Here is a 24,482-nt window from a genome sequence, read left to right as displayed (position 1 = left end):
ATATTTATCTCTTAGAGATCTTATTGTTGTTTATTTGCCGTTGCCTACTAGATTTAAATCGTCCTTTTTCAAAATCACGTAGTTTTTCGTGTTTTGTTTTTCGACCTTGAACGCGTTCACGCCACATTCTAAAACTAGATGGTTTCATTTCGATGCGCATCAAATCAATTACTTCTTGTTCTTTTAAACCAAACTGCATCTGAATGGCTTCAAATGTGGTGCGGTCTTCCCAAGCCATTTCTATAATTCGGTCTTTGTCAAGATCACTAAGTGCTATTTTCATGAACGGTATTTTTCAAATTGATTTACCACAATAGTGGCTTTCAAATCAAACATTAGATTATAAAGCCCAAAGAATGTTCTGTTCATATAAATGAAGTGCTTTGAACCACGATTTCCATTCATCTTTTTAAGATTGGTATCATTGGCAAAACGCTCTCCTAATTGGGCAATGCTTTCAAAGAAACTTTCATCAGCAAAATCAAATGTTGCAGACTGAAAAGGTTTTGTAAATAAGGATAATAGGTCATAAAACATTTCAGTGAAATAAGCTACTTCCTCTTTAGTGTCGTCTTTTCTAAGAATTTCTAGTTCAAACAATTTAGCACTAAACAATTGTGTATCGTCAATAACATCTTTGTTGATGAGTTCAAAATAAGGCACATAAAAATCATCTGGTATGGTCTTCATGCAACCGAAATCAAGGGCTACTAATTCATTTTCCTCATTTACTAGGAAATTCCCAGGATGTGGATCAGCATGGACTTTTTTGAGAATGTGAATTTGGTACATATAAAAATCCCATAATGCTTGCCCTAACTTGTTAGCAATTTCAGGGCTGGAGTTTTTAAATTCAGACAAATGAACCCCTGTCATCCAGTCCATAGTAATAATTTTCTCTGAAGAATACTGAGGATAGTAATTAGGAAATTGCAGGTTTTCAATTTTGCTACAAGCGGAGACAACCGCTTGACTCTGCTCTAATTCTAATAAGTAATTGGTCTCTTCTATTAATTTGTCTTCTACCTCCTTAAAATACTTGTCAGAGTCTTTACCTTGCAAATTAAACATTCTGATGGCAATGGGTTTCACTAAAGCCAAGTCAGATGATATACTATTAGCCACTCCAGGGTATTGAATTTTTACAGCTAATTTTTTACCATCTTTAACCGCGAGATGCACTTGACCAATACTCGCTGCATTAACAGAAGTAGCATTGAATTCATCAAAAATTTCATACGGAGTTTTGCCTAGATTTGATTTGAATGTTTTAAGTACTAATGGCGCTGATAAGGGTGGGACGGAAAATTGTGATAAAGAGAACTTCTCTACATAGGCTTGTGGTAAAAAATTCTTATCCATGCTGAGCATTTGGGCCACTTTCAATGCACTTCCTTTTAAGCTTTTTAATCCATCATAAATGTCTTCGGCATTGTCTTCATTCAATTTATCACGGCTTAGATCACTATTGACCATTTTCTCACCATAGTATTTCAAATAATTAACGCCAACTTTAGCCCCTGTTTGCACTAATTTTGTTGCTCTTTCAATTTTAGAGGTCGGTATATAGTCTATTGTTTTCATTATTTGTTTTGTATTTTTTCTTTTAACATAAATTTTCCAAAATCAATTAAGCTTTCAATGGGAGCCAGGTTCATTAATTCAAAACTCAGTTTAACTGATTTCTCTATATAGATATCGGTTTTTTCAAAAGCTGGAGAATCATCTTCCATCCAAAATTTCATGGTCATTAAAAGCTGAATCCAGGAGCTTTCTTGTAACGCTTTTTCTTGCATTTTTTGAAACTTTTCCTGTTTGATACGCACTTCATCAGGAATAATTTGGGATACAAAATCTAAGAAAGCTGTGCGCAAACTGGAAAGTTGAGCGAGGTTTTTAAGATGGCTTTTATGTGTTTGTAGACTTAAGCTTACATAACTTCTATTAGCTGTTAAAAGTTCAAAAAAAGTAAAGTAAAAACTTAGCATTTTACTCTTCATATCGTATTCAGGATAATTAGGATCCTTATGTAATAGTTCAACAGTTTTATCTAAAAACATTTTGAATATTTCTTTTTCAATACTTTCTAAGGTACCAAAGAAATTGTAAAACTCCGCTTCGGTAAAATTATTTTCTTTTGCGAAGGCGTAAACTGATTTTGGCTTGTCACTATGATCTAAAGTATAATCCATATAGAGTGAAACTATTTTATCTTTTGAAATTGTAGTTTTTTTAGTTGCCATTGTTTCTTGTTTTTAAATGAGAGTATAAAGATAATAAATTGTTTAACAATATTCTGTTAAAGTTAAACAAAATTAATTGTATATTTGTGTAGATTAAATTTTAAACAGATGAGAAAGAATGTTTTAATAACGGGAGGGACTGGTTTTGTTGGAAGAAACTTGACAGACCTATTAATCAAAAAGGGTTTTAGTGTTGCTATATTAAGTAGAAGTAAACGTAGCAATTCGGAGGATATTTTTTATTATGCTTGGGATGTTCAAAAACAAACTATAGATGAGGAAGCTGTGCTTAACGCAGATTATATTGTCCATCTTGCGGGAGCAAACATTGCTGGGGAGCGCTGGACTGATAAAAGAAAGAAAGCTATTGTAACTAGTAGAGAAGAGTCTATACGGTTAATACATTCGGTTTTAGTAAAACATAATAAAAAGCTAGAAGCCTTTGTCTCCGCTTCTGCAGTTGGAATTTATGGGGCTATAAATGGTGAAGAAATTTGTTCAGAGAACATGCAAGCGGCCAACGATTTTTTAGGACGTACTTGCCAAATATGGGAAGCTGCTGCAGATACCATTGGAACTTTAGGTATTCGAACCGTAAAAATCAGGACAGGATTAGTTTTGGGTAAAAATGACGGTTTTTTAAATAAATTAAAACCTATATTTAAATACCGCTTAGGAGCGGCTTTAGGTTCAGGAAAACAATATATGCCTTGGATCTATATCGATGATTTGTGCGCGGCTTATTATGAAGCTCTCGTTAATACCACTATGCGCGGTCCTTACAATCTAGCAATAGCTGATGATACTACTAATGCAAGCTTTTCAAAAACTTTTGCTGCTGTCTTAGGATACAAAATCTGGCTGCCGAATGTTCCAGCATTCTTAATTAAATTGGGGATGGGGGAGATGGCAAAGATTATATTGACAGGTAGAAGAGTTTCGTCAGATAAAATTAAAAGTACAGGGTTTACGTTTACTACTGAAAATCTGGAAGAAGCATTGCGAAAATCGATATAAACTTGATTTATTTGAGAATGCAATTAACCGTAACACGAACCGTTTTAGAAACTTTATTTCTTACAATGTAGGGAATTTCAATTTTAAAATCATCGGTATTTAAGTTGAAACTAGTACTCACAGTGATGCCACTAGTGGATTGTGAAATAAGTGCAGGGACACGAATAAATTTTGATTTTCCATGAATATAGATTTTGCCTTTTATGTAATGTTTTTTTGGATTGACCGCTATATTTTTTAAATCAAATTTTTCGATAATTCCTTTAAACGTTGCTTTTGGATACCTTTTACTCTCTAAATAATTGTCATTAAAATGTTCTTTCATTAAACTTCTCTCAAATTCAAAATCTTTAATATAAGCGACTAAGACGATGGTAGCTTCAGCAGTATTTAAAACTGAAGCCACCTTGTTATTTTTAGCTTCCACTGCCTCAAAAAAAGGAACTGATGCCTCAAAAGCAATATTGCCATTTTGGGTCATTAATTTTTCTTGCGCATTAGCAATTGCACTAAGAAAGAGTAAAAGTAGGAGTAAAGTTTTTTTCATGTTTTTTATAAATCTGCCTCTTAAAGTTACAAAAAATACAGCTGAATTCCTAGCTCATTTTCTATTTTAAAAGCATGAAAAAACGAGATGATAAGTAGTCTTATCATCTCGTTTTTAAATTTTATAAAAAGCTATTTCTTAACCTAATTGTACTCGTACATTGTATTTTTCAAGGCTAGCTAATGTTTCTATTGAACTGTAATTGAATACTTCTTCATGTCTATCTTGTTCCTTTTTTAAAGATATCTGTTTCAAGCAATTGGAGAAACGTCGTACCTCTTCAAGATTTGAAAGGATTAATCCGGGAACCTTTGCTTTAGCGCCCTCTTTATCTTTGGCAACCATAGTAAAATAGGAGGAATTACAATGTTTGATAACCCCTGTTTGTATGTTTTCGGCTTCTACACGAATGCCTACAATCATTGAAGTTTTCCCCACATAATTCACACTTGCTTTCATAGTCACTAATTCACCTACCTCAATAGGTCTTAAAAAGTTAACGGTGTCTACAGAAGCTGTAACACAGTAGTTACTTGAAAATTTAGAAGCGCATGCAAAGGCGATTTGATCTAACATCGATAAAATATATCCCCCATGAATCTTTCCGCTAAAATTAGTATGAGAAGGCAGCATCAGCTCAGAGATAGTTATTTTAGAGCTTGCAACCGTTTTAAAAGTAGTATTCATATATTTATTTTAATTTAAAAGGAGAGTCTTCTTGGCGAACTTCAATTATGTAATATTTAGTATCTCCCCACCATGGAAAGGTTTTGTATCTTTCAATATAATTTAATTTTACATACTGACCTTCCATATTTTTAAGATCTTCAATCACATCTTTATCTTTGTCTAAAACGGAGAAAGAGAAAATTTGAGATCCAGAAAGTCCTTGACTCAGCTCGCCTTCCCAAGTTTTAAAAGCAACTCCTTTATGACTGAATTTAATTAGGTGACCTGATCGAACGCCTTCACTATATGTAGCATAATAAATAAAGGTAAAATAACTAATGGTTGACAGTATGATGACTGCTATAATGATTCCGATAATTTTTTTCATATGGTTTTAGTTTAAAGTTGGTTTTCGTCTTTTTCTGCTCTCAGCAGAATGTTTTCCGGAAGCGCTTTTTTAGCTTTAGCTCCCATTTTTTTTAATTTTTCGACACTTGTAATAAGGTTGCCTTTACCTTCAACTAATTTATTCATAGCACTGCTGTACTCCATTTTACTCTCGTCTATCTTTTTACCTATTCGAAGCAAATCAGCAACAAAGCCTTCAAATTTATCATACATGGCTCCCGCTTGCCTTGCAATTTCAAAAGCATTTTCCTGCTGTTTCTGATTTGTCCACATACTGTCTATTGTACGTAAAGTTGCCAGCAGTGTTGCAGGGGTAACTATGACAATATTTCGCTCGAAAGCTTTATTGTATAATGAAGTGTCTTCGTTTAAAGCCATTGCAAAGGCAGGCTCGATAGGAATAAATAATAATACAAAATCTGGACTTTCTATCTGGTACAAATCATGATAATTTTTATTTCCCAATTGTTCAACATGCCTTTTTATCGAAATCACATGCTCCTTAAGATAGCCGTTTCTTAACGTTTCCTCTTCTTCATTAATGAATTTTTCATAAGCTGTCAATGAAACTTTTGAATCAACTATCATCTTTTTCCCGTCTGGTAAATTGATGACAACATCAGGAAAAACGCGATTACCTTCTTCATTAGTAAAAGCTTGTTGCACTTCATATTCACGCCCTTTTTCTAAGCCTGATTTTTCTAAAACACGTTCTAAAACCAGTTCGCCCCAATTTCCTTGCATTTTACTATCTCCTTTTAACGCTTTGGTCAAATTGATCGTTTCCTTACTCATTTGAATATTCATTTCCTGCAAGCCCAAAATTTGTTGACGCAGTGCCGCATGATAATCAATACTTTCTTTGTGCGTGTCTTCTACCTTTTTTTCGAACAACTGAATCTTATCTTGCAGCGGTGACAAGATATTTTTCATGTTTTCTCTATTTTGCTCTGTGAATTTCTTTGATTTTTCTTCCAATATTTTATTAGCCAGATTCTCAAACTCTTTAGTGAATTTTAGTTGGAGCTTTTCAACTTCATCTCTTTGTTCTTTATTTCGTTCCCAAAGGTTTTCAAAATCTACCTCTTTCTTGGATAATTGAATGGCTAAACTATCTTTTTCATTTCGAATAGTCTCTTTTTCTATGGCAGCTAATTCCAGCTTTTTGTCGAAAACTGATTTATCACTTGAAAACTGCTCTTTCAGCTGCTCGTATTGTGATCTTAAAGCAATTAATTTTTCTTCAAGACTAATTTTTTCAGACTGAAATCGTGCAGAGAAAATTAATTTACCAATGAAAATCCCGATTGCCAAGGCAATAATAAAAAGGAGTAAGAACGAAAGCAGGTTGGACATAAATAGACTTTTATTTAAAGTAAAAGTAAGCAATAATCCCCCTTTGACTAAATTTATTAATTAGAAAATAGAAATAGCCAATAAAAACTATTGTTCTTATTGGCTATTACAAAATGAAAAGAATGTTATTCTTCATCTAATTTCATGTTTCCTCTATTTTTGTGATTCTCGATATGGGAGTTTGGGTAACGTTTGGCAGTAATATCAGAGTTGCGGTCTTCATTTTCCACTGTTTTCATAGCTTCTTCTTCAGTCGCCACACCACGGCTTAAGCTTTCATTTTCATTCCATGTGCGTTCCTCATCAGGAATAGCGGCTGCAGAGCCATCTACATTGCGAGCTCTTTCAACCACTTTTTCATTTCCATCTTGATCAATTTCAAGTTCTTTATTCAGTATGGGATTTTGAGATTCATTGTCTTTACCAACATACTTTCCGCTAAAACCTTCGTTCTTGTTCTGATTGTCTTTATTAGTATTTTCCATGATAATTTATTTTTAAAGTAAACTTACTTAAATGTTAGGTTTGAACTGTTATGACTTTTTAATCTTACATTACAACACTTACTGTAGCTATAAGAATTTTCTACTGCTTATAAAGTATTGCGAAATTCTTTTATGAAGTAGCAGTTATTTAGAAAGTGAAGAACCCATAATAAACTTATTTGATGCTACTAAAACTCCGTTATCTTTGCATTTTTAAATTTATAGTCGAAAGCAGCTTATGACGCATTCTCATTTTATACTTCACAAACCCTACGGCTATCTAAGTCAGTTTATATATGAGCTAAAGCGAAAAAAGAAATTGCTGGGCGAGCTGTATGATTTTCCGCAAGGGACGATGGCAATTGGGAGATTAGACGAAGATTCAGAAGGTTTACTATTATTGACTACAGACGGTAAAATGAGCGAAATGGTGCGTTCAAAAAAAGTCGATAAAGAATATTTTGTGCAGGTCGATGGTATAATTACTCAAGAAGCAATTGATCAAATGAAAGAAGGAGTAGAAATAGGTTTCAACGGAACAAAATACACCACTAAAAAATGTGATGCTCGATTAATCTCTGAGGTGCCCAACTTTGGACTTAGAGGAAAAAAAATAAGGGATGAACGTCACGGACCCACATCTTGGGCTTCAATTACTGTCAATGAGGGGAAATTTCGTCAAGTGCGTAAAATGACTGCCGCTGTAGGTTTTCCTACTTTGCGATTGGTACGAGTTCGCATAGGTAATGTACATCTTTCTACACTGCAAGCGGGAGAAGTAATTGAAGTTGCTGATTTTCAATTAAAAGAATAAAAATAACCAATTAAACGAACTACAATGTTAAATATAGTTTTAGTAGAGCCTGAGATTCCTAATAATACCGGTAATATAGGACGATTGTGTGTAGGTACGGAGAGCAGCTTGCATTTAATTCATCCTTTTGGTTTTGTCATTAACGACAAGAACTTGAAACGTTCCGGTTTGGATTATTGGGTTCATCTTGATGTAACCGAATATCAAAATGTAGCTGAGTGGACTGCACAAATTCCAGATAAATCAAGGGTGTTTTTGATGAGTTCTCACGCTCAAAAATCATATTTGGATATTGAATATCAAGATGGAGATTGGTTGGTTTTTGGTAAAGAAAGTAAGGGATTGAGCGAGGAAGTATTGTCTCAGTTTGAAAACCATTTAAAAATTCCGATGTCTACTAATATAAGAAGTTTTAATATTGCGAATTCAGTTGCTTTTGTGATTGGAGAAGCAAAACGCCAGATAGGATTGAAATAGTATCGGTATAATTATGCTCTAGCCCAGATAGTAGCGGCATCTCCCGATATACTGAAACAAGGCTTTTTTGCCGTAGTTTTAGTTTATCGGGAATAAAGCATATAGCTGGAAAATGGTCCTAAAAAAAGAGCGACTAACTAATGATAAACTTGCCTTTTTGAGCATCAAATAAAATATTTTCATCTTGAAACAAGCTGTTGAAACTTCCTTTTTCAATGAAGTTGCAAGGCAAATCCTGACTGATCTCTTCAGGAGTCATTATGATCATGTCATCACTAAGCTGTATGGCCATGTCGATATCATGAGTCGAAAATAAGATGCATTTATCGGTTTCCTGCGTCAGTTTTTTCAAGAGTTTAAAAAGGGCCACTTTATGCAATAAGTCGAGATGCGTGGTAGGTTCATCAAGGATAATCAACGGACAATCCTGTGCTAATGCACGCGCTACCAGTACTTTTTGTAGTTGTCCATCACTGATTTCATAATGCTTTTTAGTAGCCAAATGGGTGATTTGGCTCAACTCCATTGCTTCGTTTACCTTTTCGATATCTAATGGACTTAATGTCCCCATCCAATTGGTATAAGGCTGTCTTCCAAGTGCTATCAATTCAAAAACGGATAAGTTGCTAGGAGGTAATTTCTCTGTTAAAACGACGCTTAAATTTCTTGCTAAATCAGCCGAAGCCATTTTATGAATGTTGTGACCGTGAATGGATACGCTGCCAGAAAGTGGTGCTTGGATACCAGTAAGTGTTTTGAGTAAAGTAGATTTTCCTATTCCGTTTGCACCAATCAAAGCAGTAAGTTTACCTTGTTTTAAATCCAAGTTAAGATCTTGTGCAATAACTGTTGTACTGCTCTTGGATTTGTAACCAATGCTTAAATTTGATGTGCTTAGGATGGTCTTATTTGTACTCATTATTTATTTTTTAATAAACAGTCCTTGGATAGGTAAAGATAGTTGTTGCTTTAAAAAAAAGTTGAATTATCCCATCATTTTCTTTTTTCGAACTAATAACCAGATGACAATAGGGGCACCAAAAATGGACGTAACTGCATTTATAGGAAGGTTGAAATCACTAGCTGGAACCTGCGCTATACTATCGCAAACAAGCATAATGATAGCACCAAAAAGCAGAGTACTCCAAAATAAAACTGTGTGATTACTGGTTTGAAAAACGAGCTTGGCAATATGAGGTACTGCTAGACCTATAAAGGCTATAGGACCAGCAAAGGCAGTGATGCTACCGGCTAAAATACTGGTTGCAAAAATGATGATGAGTCGCGATCTTTTATAGTTTAGCCCCATACTGCGAGCATAATTTTCACCTAAAAGTAAAGCATCTAATGATTTTATACTGAATAAACTTAGCAGTAAGCCGATGAAAACACACACGGCTAAAATAATGATAGCCGTCCAGGATAAATTACCTAAACTCCCCAAGGACCAAAATGTAAATTTTTGTAATTCCTCTGCAGTGCTAAAATAAGTCAAGGTATTGACGATAGCACTAGTTAAGCTTCCAAACATTAAACCGACTATAAGAATGGCCATAGTATCTCTTAAACGATAGGATACCACTAAAACGGCTAATAGAACCAAAAAACTACCGAGACTGGAAGCTAGTACGATGCCGTATGACGATAGTAAGAAAGCAGCTAGCGAAGCGGGTAATAATGAGGCGCCAAGGATGACCATAGCCACACCTAGTGAGGCTCCAGAGCTTAGTCCAAGAACATAAGGACCAGCAAGTGGATTTCTAAATAATGTTTGCATCAGCAAGCCGCTTGTGGCTAATCCCATGCCTACTAGTACCGCTGTAATTGCTTTAGGAAGTCTGTAGTTTACAATAATATACTGCCAAGTTTCCTTACTCGCGAGCGTGCCACTCAAACTTTTAAAGACATCTTTTAACGGAATAGACACTGAGCCTAAACTGATGTTGATGATAAACAAAGCCACTAAAGCAAAGGTTAAACTTATAAAAAGGATGCTATTTTTATTTTTTAAATTCAAATTATTGTAGTTGTTGGTAAAAATAAAGCGAATGATTAGGTACTAATTCGGGATGCAGAATTTTAATTAAATCTTTTAAAACCCAGTCCGGACGGGTGGGAGACCATTCAAAAAACAAAATGCCGCCTTTGCTTCCTTTTTTTAAAGAATACGAATATACTTTTTTGTTTTTAAAAGCATCAAACTGTGCATAATGAGGATTACTATCACTTAATTGCTGTAATGAGGAATAATCCCCTGGAGCAATCCAAAAATCGGCATGTTGTGCTTTTTCTAAAACAACTTCAAAAGGTAGGGATAAGCCTCCAGTTCCTTTAGTGTCAGCCCATAAATAATTGGCTTTAGCATCTTTTAAAAATAAAGATGCCCAACTTTGTCCTTGCGGAACATACCACTGATCTTGGTACATAGCTCCACACAATACTGAGGGAGAAGTTGCTGTGTTTTGTACTAAAGCGAGCGTCTTTTTGTATTCACTTTCAATTTCTTGAAAGGTACTGTTGGCTTTGTCATCCAGAGCATATAAGGCACCAAAAAACTTAATCCATTCTGCTTTTCCTAAAGGAGATTGCTCTGTCCAGTCACCATTAAATAATACCTTGAGTCCGCTTTTTTGTAAAATATCTAGAGATGGATTGCTACTATTTAAACCAAAACCTACAATTGCGTCAGGAGCCATATCGAGGAGGACCTCCGTATTTAAATTTTCATTTTTTCCGACTTCGCGAATTTTTCCTGCATCTATATTTTTCCTTGTTTTTTCAGATGAAATATAATCGGTATTTGGGAAACCAATCAAGCTGTTTTCTACCCCAAGAATTTCTAAAGAAGGAATGTGGGTTGTTGAGGTAACTACAATCGATTTTAGAGGAATGTTTACAATTGAAAATTGCTGTAAACTGTCTGGAATTATGCTGTTTTGTTCTTTTAAAACATAGGTAAAAGCGGCTGTGGCGTTGGGCCAAGGTTGTGTGACTTTAAGTATAGAATATCCTGAATATTTATATAGCTCAAACCCTTTTGCATACTGTATTTCGTTTTTTACGACCTCATTATTTACCGTAGATGAACCGTCATTTTGTTTGCAGCTGATAAAGAAAAAAAGCAATAAGAAAACCGTTATTTGAGAGCCGTAAAATTTCATAAAATTAATTTTCGAATGGTACAAAGGTATATTTAATCTGTTTTAAAAATCAAATTTTATTTTTTATTCGGAGGATAAAGCTATATTTGCATCCGAATTGAGGTTGTGATTTTATTTGTTTTCAAATCACATTAAAAGGGAATTAGGTTCAAAACCTAAGCTGTTCCCGCAACTGTAAGCTATCAAGCTTGTTGTTATCTACAAAACCACTGAGTGAACTGAAATTTTTAGTTTTTCGGGAAGGTAAACAACAAGACGCAAGCCAGGAGACCTGCCTTTTTTCTTAACGAATATCGAACTTTCGGGAAAAAAGGTTCAGAAATTATGACTATAAATAAACTGTTTGTCTTTTCTTTTTTATTTGTGTGCCAATACCTATCGGCACAGCATGATACTATTGCTCTAAATGAAGTGAAAATTTCTGATGCGCAATTAAAGCAGTTTTCAAATACACAATCTGTTCAAAAACTGAATGATTCTGTAATTGCTAAAAACCAATCTTCCCTATCGTCTTTACTGAATTACAATAGTGTTATATATTTTAAAGAAAACGGTCTAGGTATGGTTTCTTCTCCTTCCTTTAGAGGTACGACAGCGCAACAAACTGCAGTAATCTGGAACGGAATCAATATTAACTCCCAACTGCTAGGACAAACCGATTTTAATACAATAACCACTCGAGATTTTAATTCTATTGTAGTTCGTGCGGGTGGTGGTAGTGCCATTTACGGTAGTAGTGCTATTGGTGGAAGCATCCATTTGAATAATGATTTTGATTTTAATAAAACGTTTACAAATGAGGTACAGCTTAGTTATGGCAGTTTTTCTACTCTAGGAGCGCATTATCGCTTAGTTGCTGCTAATGATAAATGGAGTACACAGCTAAGTCTTACAAGAAATAGCTCTGAGAATGATTATGCTTATTTGGACACTGATAAAAGAAATGAAAATGGACAATTTAAAAATTCTAGCTATAATCTAAATATTGGTTATCGTTTTAATAGTGCCCATACGTTAAAAGTTTACAGTCAGCTTTATGATGGAGAACGTCACTTTTCGGGAACACTAACAGCAGCTTCCAGAAGCAAATATTTAGATTTTAATACTCGAAATTTACTAGAGTGGGATGCAATACACCATGCTTTTTCTTCCAAAGTGAAGCTGGCTTTATTAACGGAGCAATACCAGTATTATGAAGATAAGGACCAATCTTTTTTTACCCATGGAAAGGCAGAAACAGTGATCATAAAACATGATTTGGCCTATAAAATAAATAGTAAAATACTGCTGAACACTATTTTCGATTTTACACAAACCAAGGGAGAAGGATCTGATTTGTTTACTAAAAAACGTCAAATTGGTTCGGGTGTTTTATTAATGAAACACCAAGTTGCAGAAAAATTAGATTACGAGTTAAGCCTTCGAAAAGAAATTACTAATAATTATGACAGTCCTTTATTGTACTCTTTTGGAACCAAGTATACATTTAGCGATCATTACGCTGTCAAGGTAAATGCTTCTCGTAATTTTAGGATTCCATCTTTTAATGATTTGTATTGGCAGCAAGGTGGAAATCCCAATTTACAACCAGAAAACGCTTATCAATATGAGTTAGGGCAGTATCTAACTCTGAAAAACATTCGTTTCTCGGCTACTACTTTCTATAACAAAATTGATAATTTGATTAGTTGGCGACCAAATGCAGCTGGGCTTTGGCAACCAGAGAATACAAAAAAAGTAACTACTTATGGAGTGGAAACTGCTCTTAGTTTTGATAAGAAAATAGGGAAGAACCACCTGCTCCTTAATGCGAACTATGCGTATACTGTTTCTGAAAATCAGGAAACAAAACTGCAATTGATTTATGTTCCCTACCATAAATTCAACGCTTCTTTGTCCTATTCTTTCGATAAAGTCACTGTTTTTTCTCAGTACCTTTTTAATGGTGCTGTATATACATCTTCTGATAATTTTTATGAATTAAAAGAATATCAAGTGGTTAATATGGGTGCAAATTACCATTTGGGGCGAAATGAAAAAATAAACATTGGTTTTCAGGTGCTCAATCTTCTAAATGAGAAGTATCAAAGTGTCGCCACCAGACCTTTGCCTGGAAGAAATTATGCTGTTAATTTAATTTTTAAACTATAATAAAATGAATTTCAAAAAAGTGTTACTCTTGGCCTTAGTGAGCCAATTTTTCTTTGCATCTTGTAGTAAAGATGATGATAAAATAGAAGCTCCTCTGGGAGCTTATGATAATGGAGTGTTGATTTTAAATCAAGGGGGTTTTGGTCATGGAGATGCATCAGTATCTTATCTTTCCAATGACTTTGTTGGTTTTCAAAACAACATATTCTCATTGGTAAACCCAACAAAAACATTGGGTGATACCGGACAAGATATTGGGCTTTACAATGATTTAGCTTTTGTGGTTTTGAACTACTCTAATAAAATTGAAGTGGTAAATCGTTATACAATGGCTCATATAGCAACGATAGACAGTGGTTTGAACAATCCTAGATTCATTGCATTTGCAAACGGGAAAGGATATGTAACAAACTGGGGAAATGGCGGAAGCATTACTGATGATTATGTTGCCGTAATAAATTTGTCAACCTATACCGTGAGTAGTAAAATTCCAGTTGCTGAAGGGCCGGAGCGAATTTTAGAATTCAGTAATAAACTATATGTCGCTCATCAAGGGGGCTATGGTTATGGTAAGACAATTTCTGTACTTAATGTTGACAGCAATACTGTATCCACAACGATTGAAGTAGGAGATGTTCCCAACTCTTTAGAAGTGAACAATGGTAGTCTATATGTTATGTGCGGAGGAAAACCTAGTTATGCTGGTACAGAAACAGCAGGTAGATTAGTAAAAATTAATGTAGCCAATAATACTGTTGCCAGTACTATTAATTTTGCTGCAGCCACACATCCTTCTAATTTAGATATTGAAAATAATGATGTGTATTTTACGATTGACTCAGCTATATTTAAGACAAATGTGAATGCAACGACTGTGCCTACAGCGCCGCTTTTTACCACTACTGCTCAAGGCGTTTATGGTGTATATAGTTTTGCTGTGCGTGATAATTCCATTTTTGTTGGTGATGCTGGAGATTATAATTCTAACGGGAAAGTTTATGTTTATTCGAATGCTGGGACGTTAAATAAAGAATATAGGGTAGGAGTGATTCCTGCTGGATTTTATTTTAATGAATAATAGCTCTCTTATTATAAGACAATAAATAAGGCTTTCAGTGATGAAAGCCTTTATTATTTTTAACTACTATTTCTTAATTCTGTAATGCTTTTAGCAAACCTTCCGGTGCTTTTTCGATATACATTGGATTTTGTATTCCATCAATTGATTTAGCATCCTTGAAATATTTGAAGTCTTGTTTTGGACTTTCCTTAACCATTCTTCCTGTTCCAGTTATTTTACCAATTGCCGTACTTAATAAAGGTTCTGTAGTATTTCCTAAAACGTCTAAATTACCATAATCTTCTTTTAACTGGTAAGTTGGAGTCAAACCGTTGAAATAATCACCAAAATTACTAGCATTGACAATTTTTAAAACGATAGGCTGCATAGCATAACGATGATTTGGATTTCTATTTTCTTTACCAAAGGTGGGTGAATCATATAAAGTAACTGAACCTACATTTTTACCTGTAGTGACATCACCTATGTGAACCACTTCCATATATGGCTTTAGTCCATTAATAACAAGCTCACTTGCTGATGCTGTGCTTTTAGTTGTTAAAATATAAACTTTACTAAGATTCAAACTGTTTATTGGTGTTGTTCCAATTTTATCTGTAAAGTTATTTCTCAGCGCATCAGGATTATTAGATTCAAAATAACTGTTGATTTTAGGATTCCACTGTTGTTTCGCAAAAACTTTTCCAGTGTATTGGCCTGTAATCATACTCGCTAAGCGGGTTGCGGTTTGAACTGATCCACCACCATTGTATCTTAAGTCAAGAACTAAGTCAGTTACACCTTGGCTTTTAAGCGTAGCAAAAGCATCGTTTAATTGAGTGTCATAATCAGCATAGAAACCATTGTAAAGTAGGTATCCAATTTTATGAGAACCGCTAGTGATAACCTTATTGATTAAAATAGGATTTTCTGCTACTACTGTTTTTGTCAAGGATACTGATTTACCATTAGCAGTTATCGCACCAGCATTATAATCAGCTAGGTTTAATGTAAATGTATCGTTAGCTAATAAAGATTGGTAATTGCTTACCGTCATTTGGGTTCCATTTATACCATAAAAAATAGCACCACGTTTGATGTCTTTGGTTGCAGCATCTGAACCTGGAACGATGTAACGTACGTACCCAAAAATCTCAGAACTACTTCCTGGCTTATATACCAATCCAAACTCTACACCACTATTTTTAGTAATTCCTTGTAGTGTTCCTTCTAGTTCTAAGTAGTCATTGACAATCCAGCTGAAACGGTCAATTGATTTATCTACTCTTAAGGCATCAAAAAGTTCTTCGGGTACGGGATAGCCTCTCAAAAAAGTATTTAAATCTTCTTGAGTTGCAAAGCGATCATCTGATAAATTAGGCACATCTGGTTGCCATAAGTAATATTGGTTTAATCCTTTCCAGATAAAATCCTGGATTGCTACATCAGTAGGAGCTGCTATATCATCTTGATCTTGACAACTCGTAAAAGCTAAAGCGGCAATAAAGAATAAGAATGCGAATTTGTAGGCTGTTTTCATATTATAGATTTGGTATAGAGTATAAACGTAAAAATAGTATCTTTAGTTTTATTTCTTTAATTTTTTGTAACAAAATTTTAAGTGGCTCGTCTTGATAGTATAAGCCAAACAAGTAATTTCTTAATTTATGAACCAAATAGAGTTTTTACAGCTAACCACTCCTTTTAAAGATAAGATCTTTAGACTGGCTAAACGGTTGTTAGTGAGTACGGAAGAAGCTGAAGATGCTACACAAGAGGTTTATGTGAAATTATGGTGTAAGGAGGGAAGCTTGGAAAAATACAATAATGTAGAGGCTTTTGCCATGACAATGACTAAAAATTATTGTTTGGACCAATTAAAATCGAAACGTTCCGATAATCAAAAACTGACTCATGATAATTATAGTGATGGAGCACGAGGGTTAGCCGATAAATCAGAGGATAGAGACAGTTTGCATTGGGTAGAAAAATTAATGCAGCAGCTCCCAGAGCAACAACGAATAGTAATACAAATGCGAGATATAGAAGGCTATGAATTTGCCGCTATCGCAAAAGTCATGGAGATGAACGAAACGGCAATTAGAGTTGCCCTATCAAGAGCGAGAAAAACATTAAGAGAAGCAATGATAAAAGTGCATAATTATGGAATTGAATAATATAGATAGCATATTAGAGAAATACCTTCAGGGAGAAACTAGTGTTGCTGAAGAAAAAGAGTTAAAAGTTTACTTTAATTCTTCGGATGTTGCGCCGCATTTGAAGCAGTACCAACCCATGTTTATTTATTTTTCTCAAGCAAAAGAACAAAAGTTTACGCAAGTTTTACCACTGGAAACTAAAAAATCAAAAGTGGTGTGGTTATCCATTGCAGCATCGGCTGTTGTTTTGTTAGGGATTGGCTCTTACTTGTTTATGGCTGAACCATTACAAAAGCGAGATCTGGGGACTTATGACAACCCAGAGGTAGCTCTAAAGGAAACACAAAAAGCTTTGGCCATGTTATCCGGTCATGTAAATGTTGGCATAGAAAGTGTAAACTATATTAATGAATACGAAGAATCAAAAAATTTAATTTTCAAACAATAATAAATAAAGTAAAATGAAAAAGTTTATAATCACATTAGTAGTAGTATTAGTATCAAGTCCGTTTTTTGCACAGGCTGCATTTGATAAATTTGATGGTCAGGATGATGTCACGTCAATTGTAGTTAACAGGAAAATGTTTGACCTGATGAGTAAAGTAAAAGTAGATGCTTCTGATAAGGAAACGCAACAATATATGAATCTGATTAAAAAGTTAGACAATTTAAAGGTATTTACAACTAGCAGTACAAGAATGACAGCTGATATGAAATCTACAGCAGAAAAGTACATTAGAACCGCAGGACTGGAAGAATTGATGCGTGTTAATGATAATGGAAAAAACATTAAGATCTTAGTTAAGTCTGGTGCGACTGATTCTCAGATTAAAGAACTGCTGATGTTTATTGAAGGAGGTAGTAAAACTAATGAGACTGTCTTGATGTCTCTTACAGGAAATTTTGATTTGAATGAAATCTCAGTTTTGACAGATAAAATGAGGATTCCTGGTGGAGATGATTTAAAGAAAGCAACTAAAGGTAAAAAGTAAAATGAAAGTAATCTACAGTATTTGTTTGTTTCTATGCTTACTTATTGTGAGCTGTAATTCTGAGCCTTCACTACAAAAATATTTTGTAGCAAATAATGAGAACAGTAATTTTATTGCGGTAGATGTATCACCAAGTATCTTGAATGTAGATAAATCTACGTTATCATTACAGCAAAATACTGCATTAGAATCTTTTGATAAAATGAATGTATTGGCATTTAAGCTAAATGATAAAAATAAAGCGCAATTCGAAATAGAAAAAGCGAAGGTGGACGCTATTTTAAAGGATAAAAAGTACCAACAGTTAATGCGTTTTGGAAATGGAAAGGAAGGCGCTTCTGTGAGCTATGTGGGCTCTGATGAGCATATAGAAGAGTTTGTATTATATGCTAACAAAAAAGAAGCTGGATTTGCCGTGATTCGTGTACTGGGAAAAGATATGAATCCTACAGGAATAATGACGATGCTACAAGTACTTCAAAAATCAAATGTAGATTTAGATCAATTGAAGCCTTTGCAACAGTTAATGAAATAATAACACTATTATCAAAAAGACGCCTTGAAGACCCTTCAAGGCGTTTTTTTTATACTAAATAACCCTACTGCGGAAATTCCAGCAGTATTAAAAAATAAAGCTTCAAAATAACTCAAGTATCCTTGATTATTTTGAAGCTTTATTTTATTCGTGACCACGGTGGGGACAAAACCCTCGAATCAATACGGAAAGACACAAATTAAATAAGCCTTTATACATAGGAGTTACAGGTTATTGAGTTTAAATTGTTCCGTTTGATTCCGTAATAATTTACTTTTGGTTGCACGTATGTTGCACGTGATTGGTAAATTGATTAGATTTGATTATTCAATTTTTCAATTATGGCAACTCTTAAATTCCTACTCCGCTCAACTATTCCAAACTCAAATATTTTTGTTAGATACTCGATTAGTCGAGAAATACGTTTAATGAGAAAAACGGGACTTATAATTGATTCTAAATTTTGGGATAAAGAAAAAGGACAACCTAAGCAAACAGACCAAGTGCCAAAGGAATTCAAAAGTAAGCTTGATAAATTAGCAATCTTTATAAATGAAGCCTACAATAATGGTGTGAGTTTAGGAACTGAGTTTACAAATGATTGGTTACAACTTCAAATTGATTTGTATAACAATAAAACTCCCGTTGTTGATTTAGACATATTGACAAACTACATACAGAAATATATTGATGAAGCACCTTATAAGCAAAATGCAAAAATGGAACTTGGTTTAAGTGCTGGACGTGTTCAGAATTTAAAATTATTCAAAAACACTATTAAGAAGTATGAAAGTGAAGTATTTAAAGGTAAAACTATCTTGATTAAGGATGTTAATTTACTGTTTTTAGAAAAGTTCAAAATGTGGATGTTTAATAAAGGGTATTCTGCAAACTATGTAGGGAAGAACATTGCTAATTTTAGAACTGTTTGCCGTGATGCTTCAAAGAATGATTTTGTTATTTCTTCACAGGTTAAGAATTTTAAGGGACTATCTGAAACTAGACAACCCGAGGATATTATAACATTAAACGAGCAGGAGCAGGAAGCAATTAAAAAAGCTACTCTTTTACGTGAATCACTTATTAATGCCCGTAAGTGGTTGTTGTTAGGGTGCTCCATAGGACAAAGAGCAAGCGACCTATTAAATATTACGGATAAAAATATAATTGAAGTTAATAACGGCATTAAGTTAATCGAATTAAAACAACAAAAAACGGGTAAATTAGTTGCTATTCCTTTATTGCCTGAAGCACTCGAAATTATTGAAAGCGGTATGCCCTATAAAATATCTCTTACTCGATTTAATGAGTATATTAAAGATGTTTGCCAAATTGCTAAAATTAACAAACCTACTAAAGCTCGTATTAAGGAGAAAGCAGGTGAGCCTCACAAAACGGATGTGTTCCCAAAGTGGAAAGTTATAAGTAGTCATGTTTGTAGACGTTCGTTTGCAACTAATTTTTACGGCCGTATTCCAACCCCTGTTTTAATGAGTATAACCGCCCATGGAACAGAGAGAGTATTTTTAAATTATATTGGCAAAACTACTTATGATAATGCTTATCAAATGTTAGAATATTTCAGTAAGTTAGTACCTAGACAAACAACATCCCCAGTAATGGAAGTGATGAGAAATACAAGCAACAAGTAAACTTAACTTTGTTTAAATGAACATTATTAAAACTCCTCAAACAGATATTGATGCATTTTTATACAATTCTATTAATATTGATATTTTTGAAAATCTAAATAAGCTTTGTAATCCTAAATTTGTAGACGCTAAGCCTTTAGAATTATTTAATTTAATCTATGCAGAAGCAGAATTCTATTTTAATAATGATAATGACTATTTGTTAATTAAAAATCATTTTACAGAATTGCATGTTATTAATTATCAAGGTGTTGCTTTAGCTAATTTATTGTTAATAATAAATCAAGTTTATAAAAATAATACCCCTAATGAGATTCAACTTAAATCTTTTGAGTTTTTAAAAGAAATATTGAACCCTTTTATTGATTCAGATGAAAATAAGTTGCAATTTATTTTAAGTGAATACACTTTGTATCAGTTCAAAAATCGAATAAAAGATTATGACACTATTGAAGAAAAAATCAATTATTTAATAGATTTAAAATCAAGATTCTTGCATGAAGTGATTGAATTTAAAGGATGGGAAGCAGATAATTCATTTGATAAAATATGTGATATAGAAATAGATAGACTTAAATCTAAAATAATTCCTAAGTCTTTTACAAATGATATTTTAGACACTGCACAAAAATTATTTTATCATGATATCAAAAAGAGCAAAATTAAATTAATCAATCCTTTTCATCAAAAAGTTATTACAAGTTTAGCTGAATATAAATTATGTTTTGATGATATGTATTCAAACCATTTAAAACTTCACGTTGATTACGATTTTAGTCATTTTGTTTTTAATGAAATTGAAAATTATAAGGTTTGTATTAAACTTATTGATTCTATTGGCTGTATTCCAGACGATATGATGGATGAAAAGCATAAATTTCCTGTACTTAACATTGATGATTTTGACTTTAATAATATTTACTTAGAAAGTAATTTAATTGATTCGTTTTTTACAATTTATGACGAAAAAGATAATGGACATGTTGAAATTGAAGAAAATTATTTTTTTATAATGGATATCATTAATTTATTCAAAGATGTTACTTGGGCACAATTCCATTTGATTAGATATAATTTAAAAAATTCATTTAGATTAATTATAAACTTTTTAAAAAAAGCAAAAAAGAAAAAAAATATAATCGAAGAACTAAATGGGGAAGAAGATATAAATATAAATTCTAATGAAAATGATTATTTAGGTTCTCCATCAAATGAAGAAGCAGATAAATTGTTTGATTTTTTAATTCAAAATTACCGTCCAAATGAGATTAAAAAAGTGAAGTTTGTTAATATACTTCATTTTTTGAAAAACAATGCAGATAAAACAATGTTTATTTTTAATTTAAAGCAAGATAATTACAAGCGAATTATAAAAGATAAAATTGGCATTGAAATAAAAAAGTTTGAAAAATCTGCTAAATATGATGAGGTTGAAAAGCCAATTTTATACAAACTTGAAAGCTCTTTTATAAAATCAAGTGTAGTATAAATTCAAAATACTATAAGTACCTTTTTTATACTATAAAAGTACTGTTTATAGCTATTTTAAGTACCGTGAATCCTACGATATCATTGTAATTCAACTTTAACGAATTCACAATGAATCAAATTTTTTTAAACGGCATTACTCTTCAGGAATTAGCCGAAGCACTCGTTCCACTTTTACAACCTCAAATGGTGGAACAATTACAAAATGTAAAAGAGTTTATCACACGCAATGAAGCTTGCGAACTTTTATCATTGAACAAAACTAGTTTGTGGAAGCACACAAAGAGCGGTAAGCTCAAAAGCTACGGAATTGGAAACAGAGTTCTGTATAAACGTCAGGAAGTGCTAGAAGCAGTAAAACCTATTAATTCATAACTCTATGAATAATAGAAACCAACAACAGGCAAACGGTTTAAATAAATTAAACAATGCCGTAGGGAAGAGTTTTGCTAGTCAAAAAAGACATTATTTCAACTATCTAAAAAAGCACGTTGCAACAAATTCAATGGTAACGGCTAAAACAGGTATTCCACAAAAAAACCTTACTAGATTTAAAAGGCAATTTCAAAAAAAAGGATTACTATTTGAGGTTTTTACAGGGATTTGTCAAAAGACAAAGTTTAGAGCTACATACTTAACAACAAGTTTAGAGTTGTTTAAAAAGTATAAGGTTTAAGTGATGTGCACGGCTACAACTCAAGCCGTGCCAAAAACCTATATTTCAAAATGGATTAAGCTAGACTTTTTTAATTGTTCTAACTTAAAGTACGATATACAAAACCGTATTTCAAGCGATACTCAAACCGTTTTTATTGATGCTTTAAATAATATGAAAGGCGACAATAGAAGCGGGGGCGGTATTCCGTTTTCTGAAATTACACTTTTGGCAATGGCTTATTTTTATTCTGAAATATTCAAGGATAAAATAAAAGACAATTACTATACGATTGATATGGTAAAAGGTTTTCTAGATGCGAGCAATTTAACACAATATACTGCTATTCATGAAATTGATGTTAAGTACTATAAATTACAGGATGCTTATTTATTTAAACATTGCTGGCTTATTATTCAATGTGCATGGTTTTTTAATTCTGAATACTTCGGGCATCATCAACACATTGACTACATAAATAATTACATAAAAACGGGAAGAAAATTATCAGTTGAAAATTATAATTACGATAGAGATTATTTGCTTAAAAAGTATAATGATGTTGATAAAGCTAAAAATAAAGAATGTATAAATGGTTTTGCCTTAGTTAATCAGTGGTATTATTTGATTTTGTTTTTAGTTTGTAAGGAATTGAATTTGTCTTTAACGCATTTTAAGTGCTGTATTATTGATAATAGAGAGTACAATCCATTACCAAAAAGCTCAAGACAATTAAGATGTCTAACGCCCTTTAAATTGATCGAATGTGATATAAAAAGTGCGTTTCCTACTTTCTTAGATATTGAAACAGATGCAACTTTAAAAGATAGAGTTTATCAAAATTTAATGGATGCAAAAGGAATTGCAAGAAGTGAAGCGAAAGTGCTGTTTAATAAAGTTTGTAATAGTGGAAAGTATAAAAGTAAGGAAGAAACTATAAAGTTTTTTTTAGAGTGTGGCTATACAAATGAACAATGCAATCACATAATAACATTGACACATAATACAGAGATTAAGTTTTTTTCTTCAATGGCTGAGTACGAAAGTTTTGCTATTGATGTATTGATTAAGGTTAATAATTTACAAAGAGGTGCGAGGCTTCACGATGCTATTTTGTTTATTGATGATAAAGTAAAGCCTGCTATTTTGAGAGTTGAGCCAAACTGCGACTTTGGTTATAAGGAATTAAATAAGCCTGTTTATAGAGAAACATTTAGCCTTTCAGATACACGGTTAAAATATGAATACATTAGTAGTATTCCTAAAGGGTTGAGTATAATTGATAGAACAGAGCCAACAGACAGGCCTCAAATAAAAGGAGAGGCAAACGGTTTTATCTTTTACAAAGAAAAGTTTTCTTATTATAGTTCAGGCTTTAATTTGAACGATTATAGAGTAGATTATCAAGAGTTTCTCTCTAGAGTGGAGAAAACGTTAAGTACGTTACAGTTTTTAAATGAGAAGCCTTTAACAAGCGATTTGCTTTATACTATTTTATTACATATCAGGGCAAACAGTCAATATGTGTTTAATGTTAAAGCAATGTTTTTGAGAGTTTCAAGGTTCAAATATAGTTCGCTATTGATTGCAGGAAAGCAACGTGATTATAAACTAAGTGAAAATATAGTTTGTAAAAAGAGAGGCGATTTTGCGAAAGCTAGAAGCGAAGCTTTAAAGGTTGTAACGATGCAATGTAATTTTAGAGAGCTGTTTTGTTATTTACAGGAACGTATCACAATTGATGATTATAGTTATTTAGATGAAATTAAGTTTAAAGGGCAAAGAGGCAATCATTTATTGATTTACAAAATAGTGCAAAAATTTAATTTCTTGTGTACTGGTAAGGCTAGAAATAAACAATGTACGGTTAAGAATGAGCCTCTTTATAATACTCCTATAAAGAGCATACTTATTAAATCGTTATCGTTAAAACAGCAACAACAAAATGCTTTTGTCACTAGGCAAATTAGGGTTTATGAAAAATCATTAATGAAGTTTAATGAATTAATTAATAATCGAACTATTGCAAAACAACTGTTTTTAATCTTGTGTGATATTTCGGGGCAAAAAACGGATTTAGAAATTAAGCGAGATGATGAGGTAATTGAGAGGTTAAAACTTGAGTTGATAAAATCAGTTAGTTATTTAGAATTTGAAAGTATGAAAGATGCAATAAAAGAATTTGATAAAAAATACAAAACAATTTTAATACGTGAGCTAAAGCCAATTTCAGATTTAAGTAATGTTTTTGATACAGATATGAGTAAAAGTATTTTTAATCATATTTCAATAGAAGAAGCTTATAACCGAGGTGAGGTTTTTTTTATAGAGTATTGCGAGTATCATCAAATTGATTTTAAAAAGGAAGTCATAAGTAAGCAGGTGAAAACGAAAGGAAAGTTTAAGTTTCCTGAGCTAGATTTTTAAAATTAGTGATAGGAATGAGGGAAACCGTAATTTAATCTTAATATAAATCGCTAGTTTTGAATAGTATAATTTAAAATGAGTAAAAAAATGAGAAAATTAACGATCGTTTTGGGGGTTATAAGTGTGAGTGCTTTTTTTAGCTTTACTTCCGTTGGTGGGGATAGTGTTTATATCTGTGTAAGTAAG

The 24,482-nt window shown here is 32.9% G+C and carries 26 protein-coding genes and 1 riboswitch; of the genes, 14 read left to right on the top strand and 12 right to left on the bottom strand.

The genetic code is table 11. The annotated features are described in order from the left end of the window. Positions 1 to 4 precede the first annotated feature (4 nt). Genes ACEN2K_RS05935 through ACEN2K_RS05925 form a run of 3 tightly spaced genes read right to left on the bottom strand, consistent with a single transcriptional unit; the run spans position 5 to position 2,243 of the window. Positions 5 to 283, bottom strand: a complete 279-nt coding sequence (locus tag ACEN2K_RS05935) for a TIGR03643 family protein (RefSeq protein ID WP_441758407.1) — start codon at positions 281 to 283, stop codon at positions 5 to 7. Continuing rightward, positions 280 to 1,584: an ABC1 kinase family protein gene (locus tag ACEN2K_RS05930; RefSeq protein WP_441758406.1), complete on the bottom strand. Its 1,305-nt coding sequence runs from the start codon at positions 1,582 to 1,584 to the stop codon at positions 280 to 282. The genes ACEN2K_RS05935 and ACEN2K_RS05930 overlap by 4 nt, the downstream gene beginning before the upstream one ends. Continuing rightward, positions 1,584 to 2,243 (bottom strand): TetR family transcriptional regulator C-terminal domain-containing protein, encoded by a 660-nt coding sequence (locus ACEN2K_RS05925; protein WP_441758405.1) that lies wholly within the window; start codon positions 2,241 to 2,243, stop codon positions 1,584 to 1,586. The genes ACEN2K_RS05930 and ACEN2K_RS05925 overlap by 1 nt, the downstream gene beginning before the upstream one ends. Before the next feature lie 108 nt (positions 2,244 to 2,351). Between ACEN2K_RS05925 and ACEN2K_RS05920 the strand changes: the two genes are divergently transcribed. Further along, positions 2,352 to 3,260: a TIGR01777 family oxidoreductase gene (locus ACEN2K_RS05920; protein ID WP_441758404.1), complete on the top strand. Its 909-nt coding sequence runs from the start codon at positions 2,352 to 2,354 to the stop codon at positions 3,258 to 3,260. Between the two features lie 7 nt (positions 3,261 to 3,267). On the opposite strand, the gene ACEN2K_RS05915 is transcribed toward ACEN2K_RS05920, so the two are convergent. The 5 genes from ACEN2K_RS05915 to ACEN2K_RS05895 form a co-directional block, all read right to left on the bottom strand. Further along, positions 3,268 to 3,807 carry a YceI family protein gene (locus ACEN2K_RS05915; protein WP_441758403.1) on the bottom strand — a complete coding sequence of 180 codons (540 nt, stop codon included), beginning with the start codon at positions 3,805 to 3,807 and terminating at the stop codon, positions 3,268 to 3,270. Positions 3,808 to 3,945: 138 nt separating this feature from the next. Next, positions 3,946 to 4,494, bottom strand: a complete 549-nt coding sequence (locus ACEN2K_RS05910; protein WP_441758402.1) for an acyl-CoA thioesterase — start codon at positions 4,492 to 4,494, stop codon at positions 3,946 to 3,948. Positions 4,495 to 4,498: 4 nt separating this feature from the next. Then, complete coding sequence (locus ACEN2K_RS05905) at positions 4,499 to 4,864, bottom strand: 6-phosphogluconate dehydrogenase (protein ID WP_441758401.1); 366 nt, start codon at positions 4,862 to 4,864, stop codon at positions 4,499 to 4,501. Positions 4,865 to 4,875: 11 nt separating this feature from the next. Beyond that, a complete protein-coding gene (rmuC, locus tag ACEN2K_RS05900; RefSeq protein ID WP_441758400.1) occupies positions 4,876 to 6,240 on the bottom strand; it encodes a DNA recombination protein RmuC in 1,365 nt (454 codons plus the stop codon). A 125-nt stretch (positions 6,241 to 6,365) separates the two neighbouring features. Next, a complete protein-coding gene (locus ACEN2K_RS05895) occupies positions 6,366 to 6,725 on the bottom strand; it encodes a hypothetical protein (RefSeq protein ID WP_441758399.1) in 360 nt (119 codons plus the stop codon). Between the two features lie 238 nt (positions 6,726 to 6,963). On the opposite strand from ACEN2K_RS05895, the gene ACEN2K_RS05890 reads away from it, so the two are divergent. Beyond that, positions 6,964 to 7,539 (top strand): pseudouridine synthase, encoded by a 576-nt coding sequence (locus ACEN2K_RS05890; RefSeq protein WP_441758398.1) that lies wholly within the window; start codon positions 6,964 to 6,966, stop codon positions 7,537 to 7,539. Between the two features lie 24 nt (positions 7,540 to 7,563). Continuing rightward, on the top strand, positions 7,564 to 8,016 hold the full coding sequence (locus tag ACEN2K_RS05885; protein ID WP_441758397.1) for a tRNA (cytidine(34)-2'-O)-methyltransferase: 453 nt from the start codon (positions 7,564 to 7,566) through the stop codon (positions 8,014 to 8,016). A gap of 133 nt (positions 8,017 to 8,149) precedes the next feature. Here ACEN2K_RS05885 and ACEN2K_RS05880 read toward each other — a convergent pair whose 3' ends face one another. The 3 genes from ACEN2K_RS05880 to ACEN2K_RS05870 all read right to left on the bottom strand — a co-directional run bounded on the left by ACEN2K_RS05880 (position 8,150) and on the right by ACEN2K_RS05870 (position 11,177). Next, complete coding sequence (locus ACEN2K_RS05880; protein WP_441758396.1) at positions 8,150 to 8,935, bottom strand: ABC transporter ATP-binding protein; 786 nt, start codon at positions 8,933 to 8,935, stop codon at positions 8,150 to 8,152. A 66-nt stretch (positions 8,936 to 9,001) separates the two neighbouring features. After that, positions 9,002 to 10,033, bottom strand: a complete 1,032-nt coding sequence (locus ACEN2K_RS05875; RefSeq protein WP_441758395.1) for an iron chelate uptake ABC transporter family permease subunit — start codon at positions 10,031 to 10,033, stop codon at positions 9,002 to 9,004. 1 nt (position 10,034) lies between these two features. After that, positions 10,035 to 11,177, bottom strand: coding sequence for an ABC transporter substrate-binding protein (locus ACEN2K_RS05870; protein ID WP_441758394.1), 1,143 nt, complete (start codon positions 11,175 to 11,177; stop codon positions 10,035 to 10,037). An 83-nt stretch (positions 11,178 to 11,260) separates the two neighbouring features. Beyond that, a riboswitch (cobalamin riboswitch) is annotated at positions 11,261 to 11,470 on the top strand. A gap of 31 nt (positions 11,471 to 11,501) precedes the next feature. On the opposite strand from ACEN2K_RS05870, the gene ACEN2K_RS05865 reads away from it, so the two are divergent. Beyond that, positions 11,502 to 13,328 carry a TonB-dependent receptor plug domain-containing protein gene (locus ACEN2K_RS05865; RefSeq protein ID WP_441758393.1) on the top strand — a complete coding sequence of 609 codons (1,827 nt, stop codon included), beginning with the start codon at positions 11,502 to 11,504 and terminating at the stop codon, positions 13,326 to 13,328. 4 nt (positions 13,329 to 13,332) lie between these two features. Next, positions 13,333 to 14,406 carry a YncE family protein gene (locus ACEN2K_RS05860; protein WP_441758392.1) on the top strand — a complete coding sequence of 358 codons (1,074 nt, stop codon included), beginning with the start codon at positions 13,333 to 13,335 and terminating at the stop codon, positions 14,404 to 14,406. Between the two features lie 73 nt (positions 14,407 to 14,479). Here ACEN2K_RS05860 and ACEN2K_RS05855 read toward each other — a convergent pair whose 3' ends face one another. After that, positions 14,480 to 15,928 carry a S41 family peptidase gene (locus ACEN2K_RS05855; RefSeq protein WP_441758391.1) on the bottom strand — a complete coding sequence of 483 codons (1,449 nt, stop codon included), beginning with the start codon at positions 15,926 to 15,928 and terminating at the stop codon, positions 14,480 to 14,482. Between the two features lie 127 nt (positions 15,929 to 16,055). Here ACEN2K_RS05855 and ACEN2K_RS05850 point away from each other — a divergent pair, with 127 nt between their 5' ends. The 9 genes from ACEN2K_RS05850 (at position 16,056) to ACEN2K_RS05810 (ending at position 24,296) form a co-directional block, all read left to right on the top strand. Then, complete coding sequence (locus tag ACEN2K_RS05850; protein WP_441758390.1) at positions 16,056 to 16,565, top strand: RNA polymerase sigma factor; 510 nt, start codon at positions 16,056 to 16,058, stop codon at positions 16,563 to 16,565. Continuing rightward, positions 16,552 to 16,995 (top strand): hypothetical protein, encoded by a 444-nt coding sequence (locus tag ACEN2K_RS05845; RefSeq protein ID WP_441758389.1) that lies wholly within the window; start codon positions 16,552 to 16,554, stop codon positions 16,993 to 16,995. The genes ACEN2K_RS05850 and ACEN2K_RS05845 overlap by 14 nt, the downstream gene beginning before the upstream one ends. A gap of 13 nt (positions 16,996 to 17,008) precedes the next feature. Beyond that, entirely contained in the window at positions 17,009 to 17,539 is a 531-nt protein-coding gene (locus ACEN2K_RS05840; protein WP_441758388.1) for a DUF4252 domain-containing protein, read from the top strand. 1 nt (position 17,540) lies between these two features. Beyond that, the gene (locus tag ACEN2K_RS05835; RefSeq protein ID WP_441758387.1) at positions 17,541 to 18,074 is read left to right on the top strand and encodes a DUF4252 domain-containing protein; all 534 of its coding nucleotides are present in this window, start codon (positions 17,541 to 17,543) and stop codon (positions 18,072 to 18,074) included. A 341-nt stretch (positions 18,075 to 18,415) separates the two neighbouring features. Beyond that, positions 18,416 to 19,726: a phage integrase SAM-like domain-containing protein gene (locus ACEN2K_RS05830; protein ID WP_441758386.1), complete on the top strand. Its 1,311-nt coding sequence runs from the start codon at positions 18,416 to 18,418 to the stop codon at positions 19,724 to 19,726. A 16-nt stretch (positions 19,727 to 19,742) separates the two neighbouring features. Further along, complete coding sequence (locus ACEN2K_RS05825) at positions 19,743 to 21,215, top strand: hypothetical protein (RefSeq protein WP_441758385.1); 1,473 nt, start codon at positions 19,743 to 19,745, stop codon at positions 21,213 to 21,215. A gap of 110 nt (positions 21,216 to 21,325) precedes the next feature. After that, entirely contained in the window at positions 21,326 to 21,589 is a 264-nt protein-coding gene (locus ACEN2K_RS05820; RefSeq protein ID WP_441758384.1) for a helix-turn-helix domain-containing protein, read from the top strand. 4 nt (positions 21,590 to 21,593) lie between these two features. Beyond that, complete coding sequence (locus ACEN2K_RS05815) at positions 21,594 to 21,890, top strand: hypothetical protein (protein WP_441758383.1); 297 nt, start codon at positions 21,594 to 21,596, stop codon at positions 21,888 to 21,890. Positions 21,891 to 21,893: 3 nt separating this feature from the next. Then, entirely contained in the window at positions 21,894 to 24,296 is a 2,403-nt protein-coding gene (locus tag ACEN2K_RS05810) for a hypothetical protein (protein ID WP_441758382.1), read from the top strand. The last annotated feature ends 186 nt before the right edge of the window (positions 24,297 to 24,482 follow it).

Origin of the sequence: Flavobacterium sp. W21_SRS_FM3 (assembly GCF_052113625.1) — a bacterium.
Taxonomy (GTDB): domain Bacteria; phylum Bacteroidota; class Bacteroidia; order Flavobacteriales; family Flavobacteriaceae; genus Flavobacterium.
Note: the sequence above shows the minus strand (reverse complement) of the source record. Positions and strands in the feature narration are given on the sequence as shown.

Bases quoted from the DNA above. Each gene is read 5' to 3' on its own strand.
- ACEN2K_RS05915 (WP_441758403.1), bottom strand. From the start codon at position 3,807: ATGAAAAAAACTTTACTCCTACTTTTACTCTTTCTTAGTGCAATTGCT.
- ACEN2K_RS05905 (WP_441758401.1), bottom strand. From the start codon at position 4,864: ATGAAAAAAATTATCGGAATCATTATAGCAGTCATCATACTGTCAACC.
- ACEN2K_RS05885 (WP_441758397.1), top strand. From the start codon at position 7,564: ATGTTAAATATAGTTTTAGTAGAGCCTGAGATTCCTAATAATACCGGT.
- ACEN2K_RS05810 (WP_441758382.1), top strand. From the start codon at position 21,894: ATGTGCACGGCTACAACTCAAGCCGTGCCAAAAACCTATATTTCAAAA.
- ACEN2K_RS05845 (WP_441758389.1), top strand. From the start codon at position 16,552: ATGGAATTGAATAATATAGATAGCATATTAGAGAAATACCTTCAGGGA.
- rmuC (WP_441758400.1), bottom strand. From the start codon at position 6,240: ATGTCCAACCTGCTTTCGTTCTTACTCCTTTTTATTATTGCCTTGGCA.
- ACEN2K_RS05850 (WP_441758390.1), top strand. From the start codon at position 16,056: ATGAACCAAATAGAGTTTTTACAGCTAACCACTCCTTTTAAAGATAAG.
- ACEN2K_RS05890 (WP_441758398.1), top strand. From the start codon at position 6,964: ATGACGCATTCTCATTTTATACTTCACAAACCCTACGGCTATCTAAGT.
- ACEN2K_RS05815 (WP_441758383.1), top strand. From the start codon at position 21,594: ATGAATAATAGAAACCAACAACAGGCAAACGGTTTAAATAAATTAAAC.
- ACEN2K_RS05855 (WP_441758391.1), bottom strand. From the start codon at position 15,928: ATGAAAACAGCCTACAAATTCGCATTCTTATTCTTTATTGCCGCTTTA.
- ACEN2K_RS05840 (WP_441758388.1), top strand. From the start codon at position 17,009: ATGAAAAAGTTTATAATCACATTAGTAGTAGTATTAGTATCAAGTCCG.
- ACEN2K_RS05835 (WP_441758387.1), top strand. From the start codon at position 17,541: ATGAAAGTAATCTACAGTATTTGTTTGTTTCTATGCTTACTTATTGTG.
- ACEN2K_RS05920 (WP_441758404.1), top strand. From the start codon at position 2,352: ATGAGAAAGAATGTTTTAATAACGGGAGGGACTGGTTTTGTTGGAAGA.
- ACEN2K_RS05870 (WP_441758394.1), bottom strand. From the start codon at position 11,177: ATGAAATTTTACGGCTCTCAAATAACGGTTTTCTTATTGCTTTTTTTC.
- ACEN2K_RS05860 (WP_441758392.1), top strand. From the start codon at position 13,333: ATGAATTTCAAAAAAGTGTTACTCTTGGCCTTAGTGAGCCAATTTTTC.
- ACEN2K_RS05880 (WP_441758396.1), bottom strand. From the start codon at position 8,935: ATGAGTACAAATAAGACCATCCTAAGCACATCAAATTTAAGCATTGGT.
- ACEN2K_RS05925 (WP_441758405.1), bottom strand. From the start codon at position 2,243: ATGGCAACTAAAAAAACTACAATTTCAAAAGATAAAATAGTTTCACTC.
- ACEN2K_RS05935 (WP_441758407.1), bottom strand. From the start codon at position 283: ATGAAAATAGCACTTAGTGATCTTGACAAAGACCGAATTATAGAAATG.
- ACEN2K_RS05895 (WP_441758399.1), bottom strand. From the start codon at position 6,725: ATGGAAAATACTAATAAAGACAATCAGAACAAGAACGAAGGTTTTAGC.
- ACEN2K_RS05830 (WP_441758386.1), top strand. From the start codon at position 18,416: ATGGCAACTCTTAAATTCCTACTCCGCTCAACTATTCCAAACTCAAAT.
- ACEN2K_RS05825 (WP_441758385.1), top strand. From the start codon at position 19,743: ATGAACATTATTAAAACTCCTCAAACAGATATTGATGCATTTTTATAC.
- ACEN2K_RS05930 (WP_441758406.1), bottom strand. From the start codon at position 1,584: ATGAAAACAATAGACTATATACCGACCTCTAAAATTGAAAGAGCAACA.
- ACEN2K_RS05865 (WP_441758393.1), top strand. From the start codon at position 11,502: ATGACTATAAATAAACTGTTTGTCTTTTCTTTTTTATTTGTGTGCCAA.
- ACEN2K_RS05820 (WP_441758384.1), top strand. From the start codon at position 21,326: ATGAATCAAATTTTTTTAAACGGCATTACTCTTCAGGAATTAGCCGAA.
- ACEN2K_RS05910 (WP_441758402.1), bottom strand. From the start codon at position 4,494: ATGAATACTACTTTTAAAACGGTTGCAAGCTCTAAAATAACTATCTCT.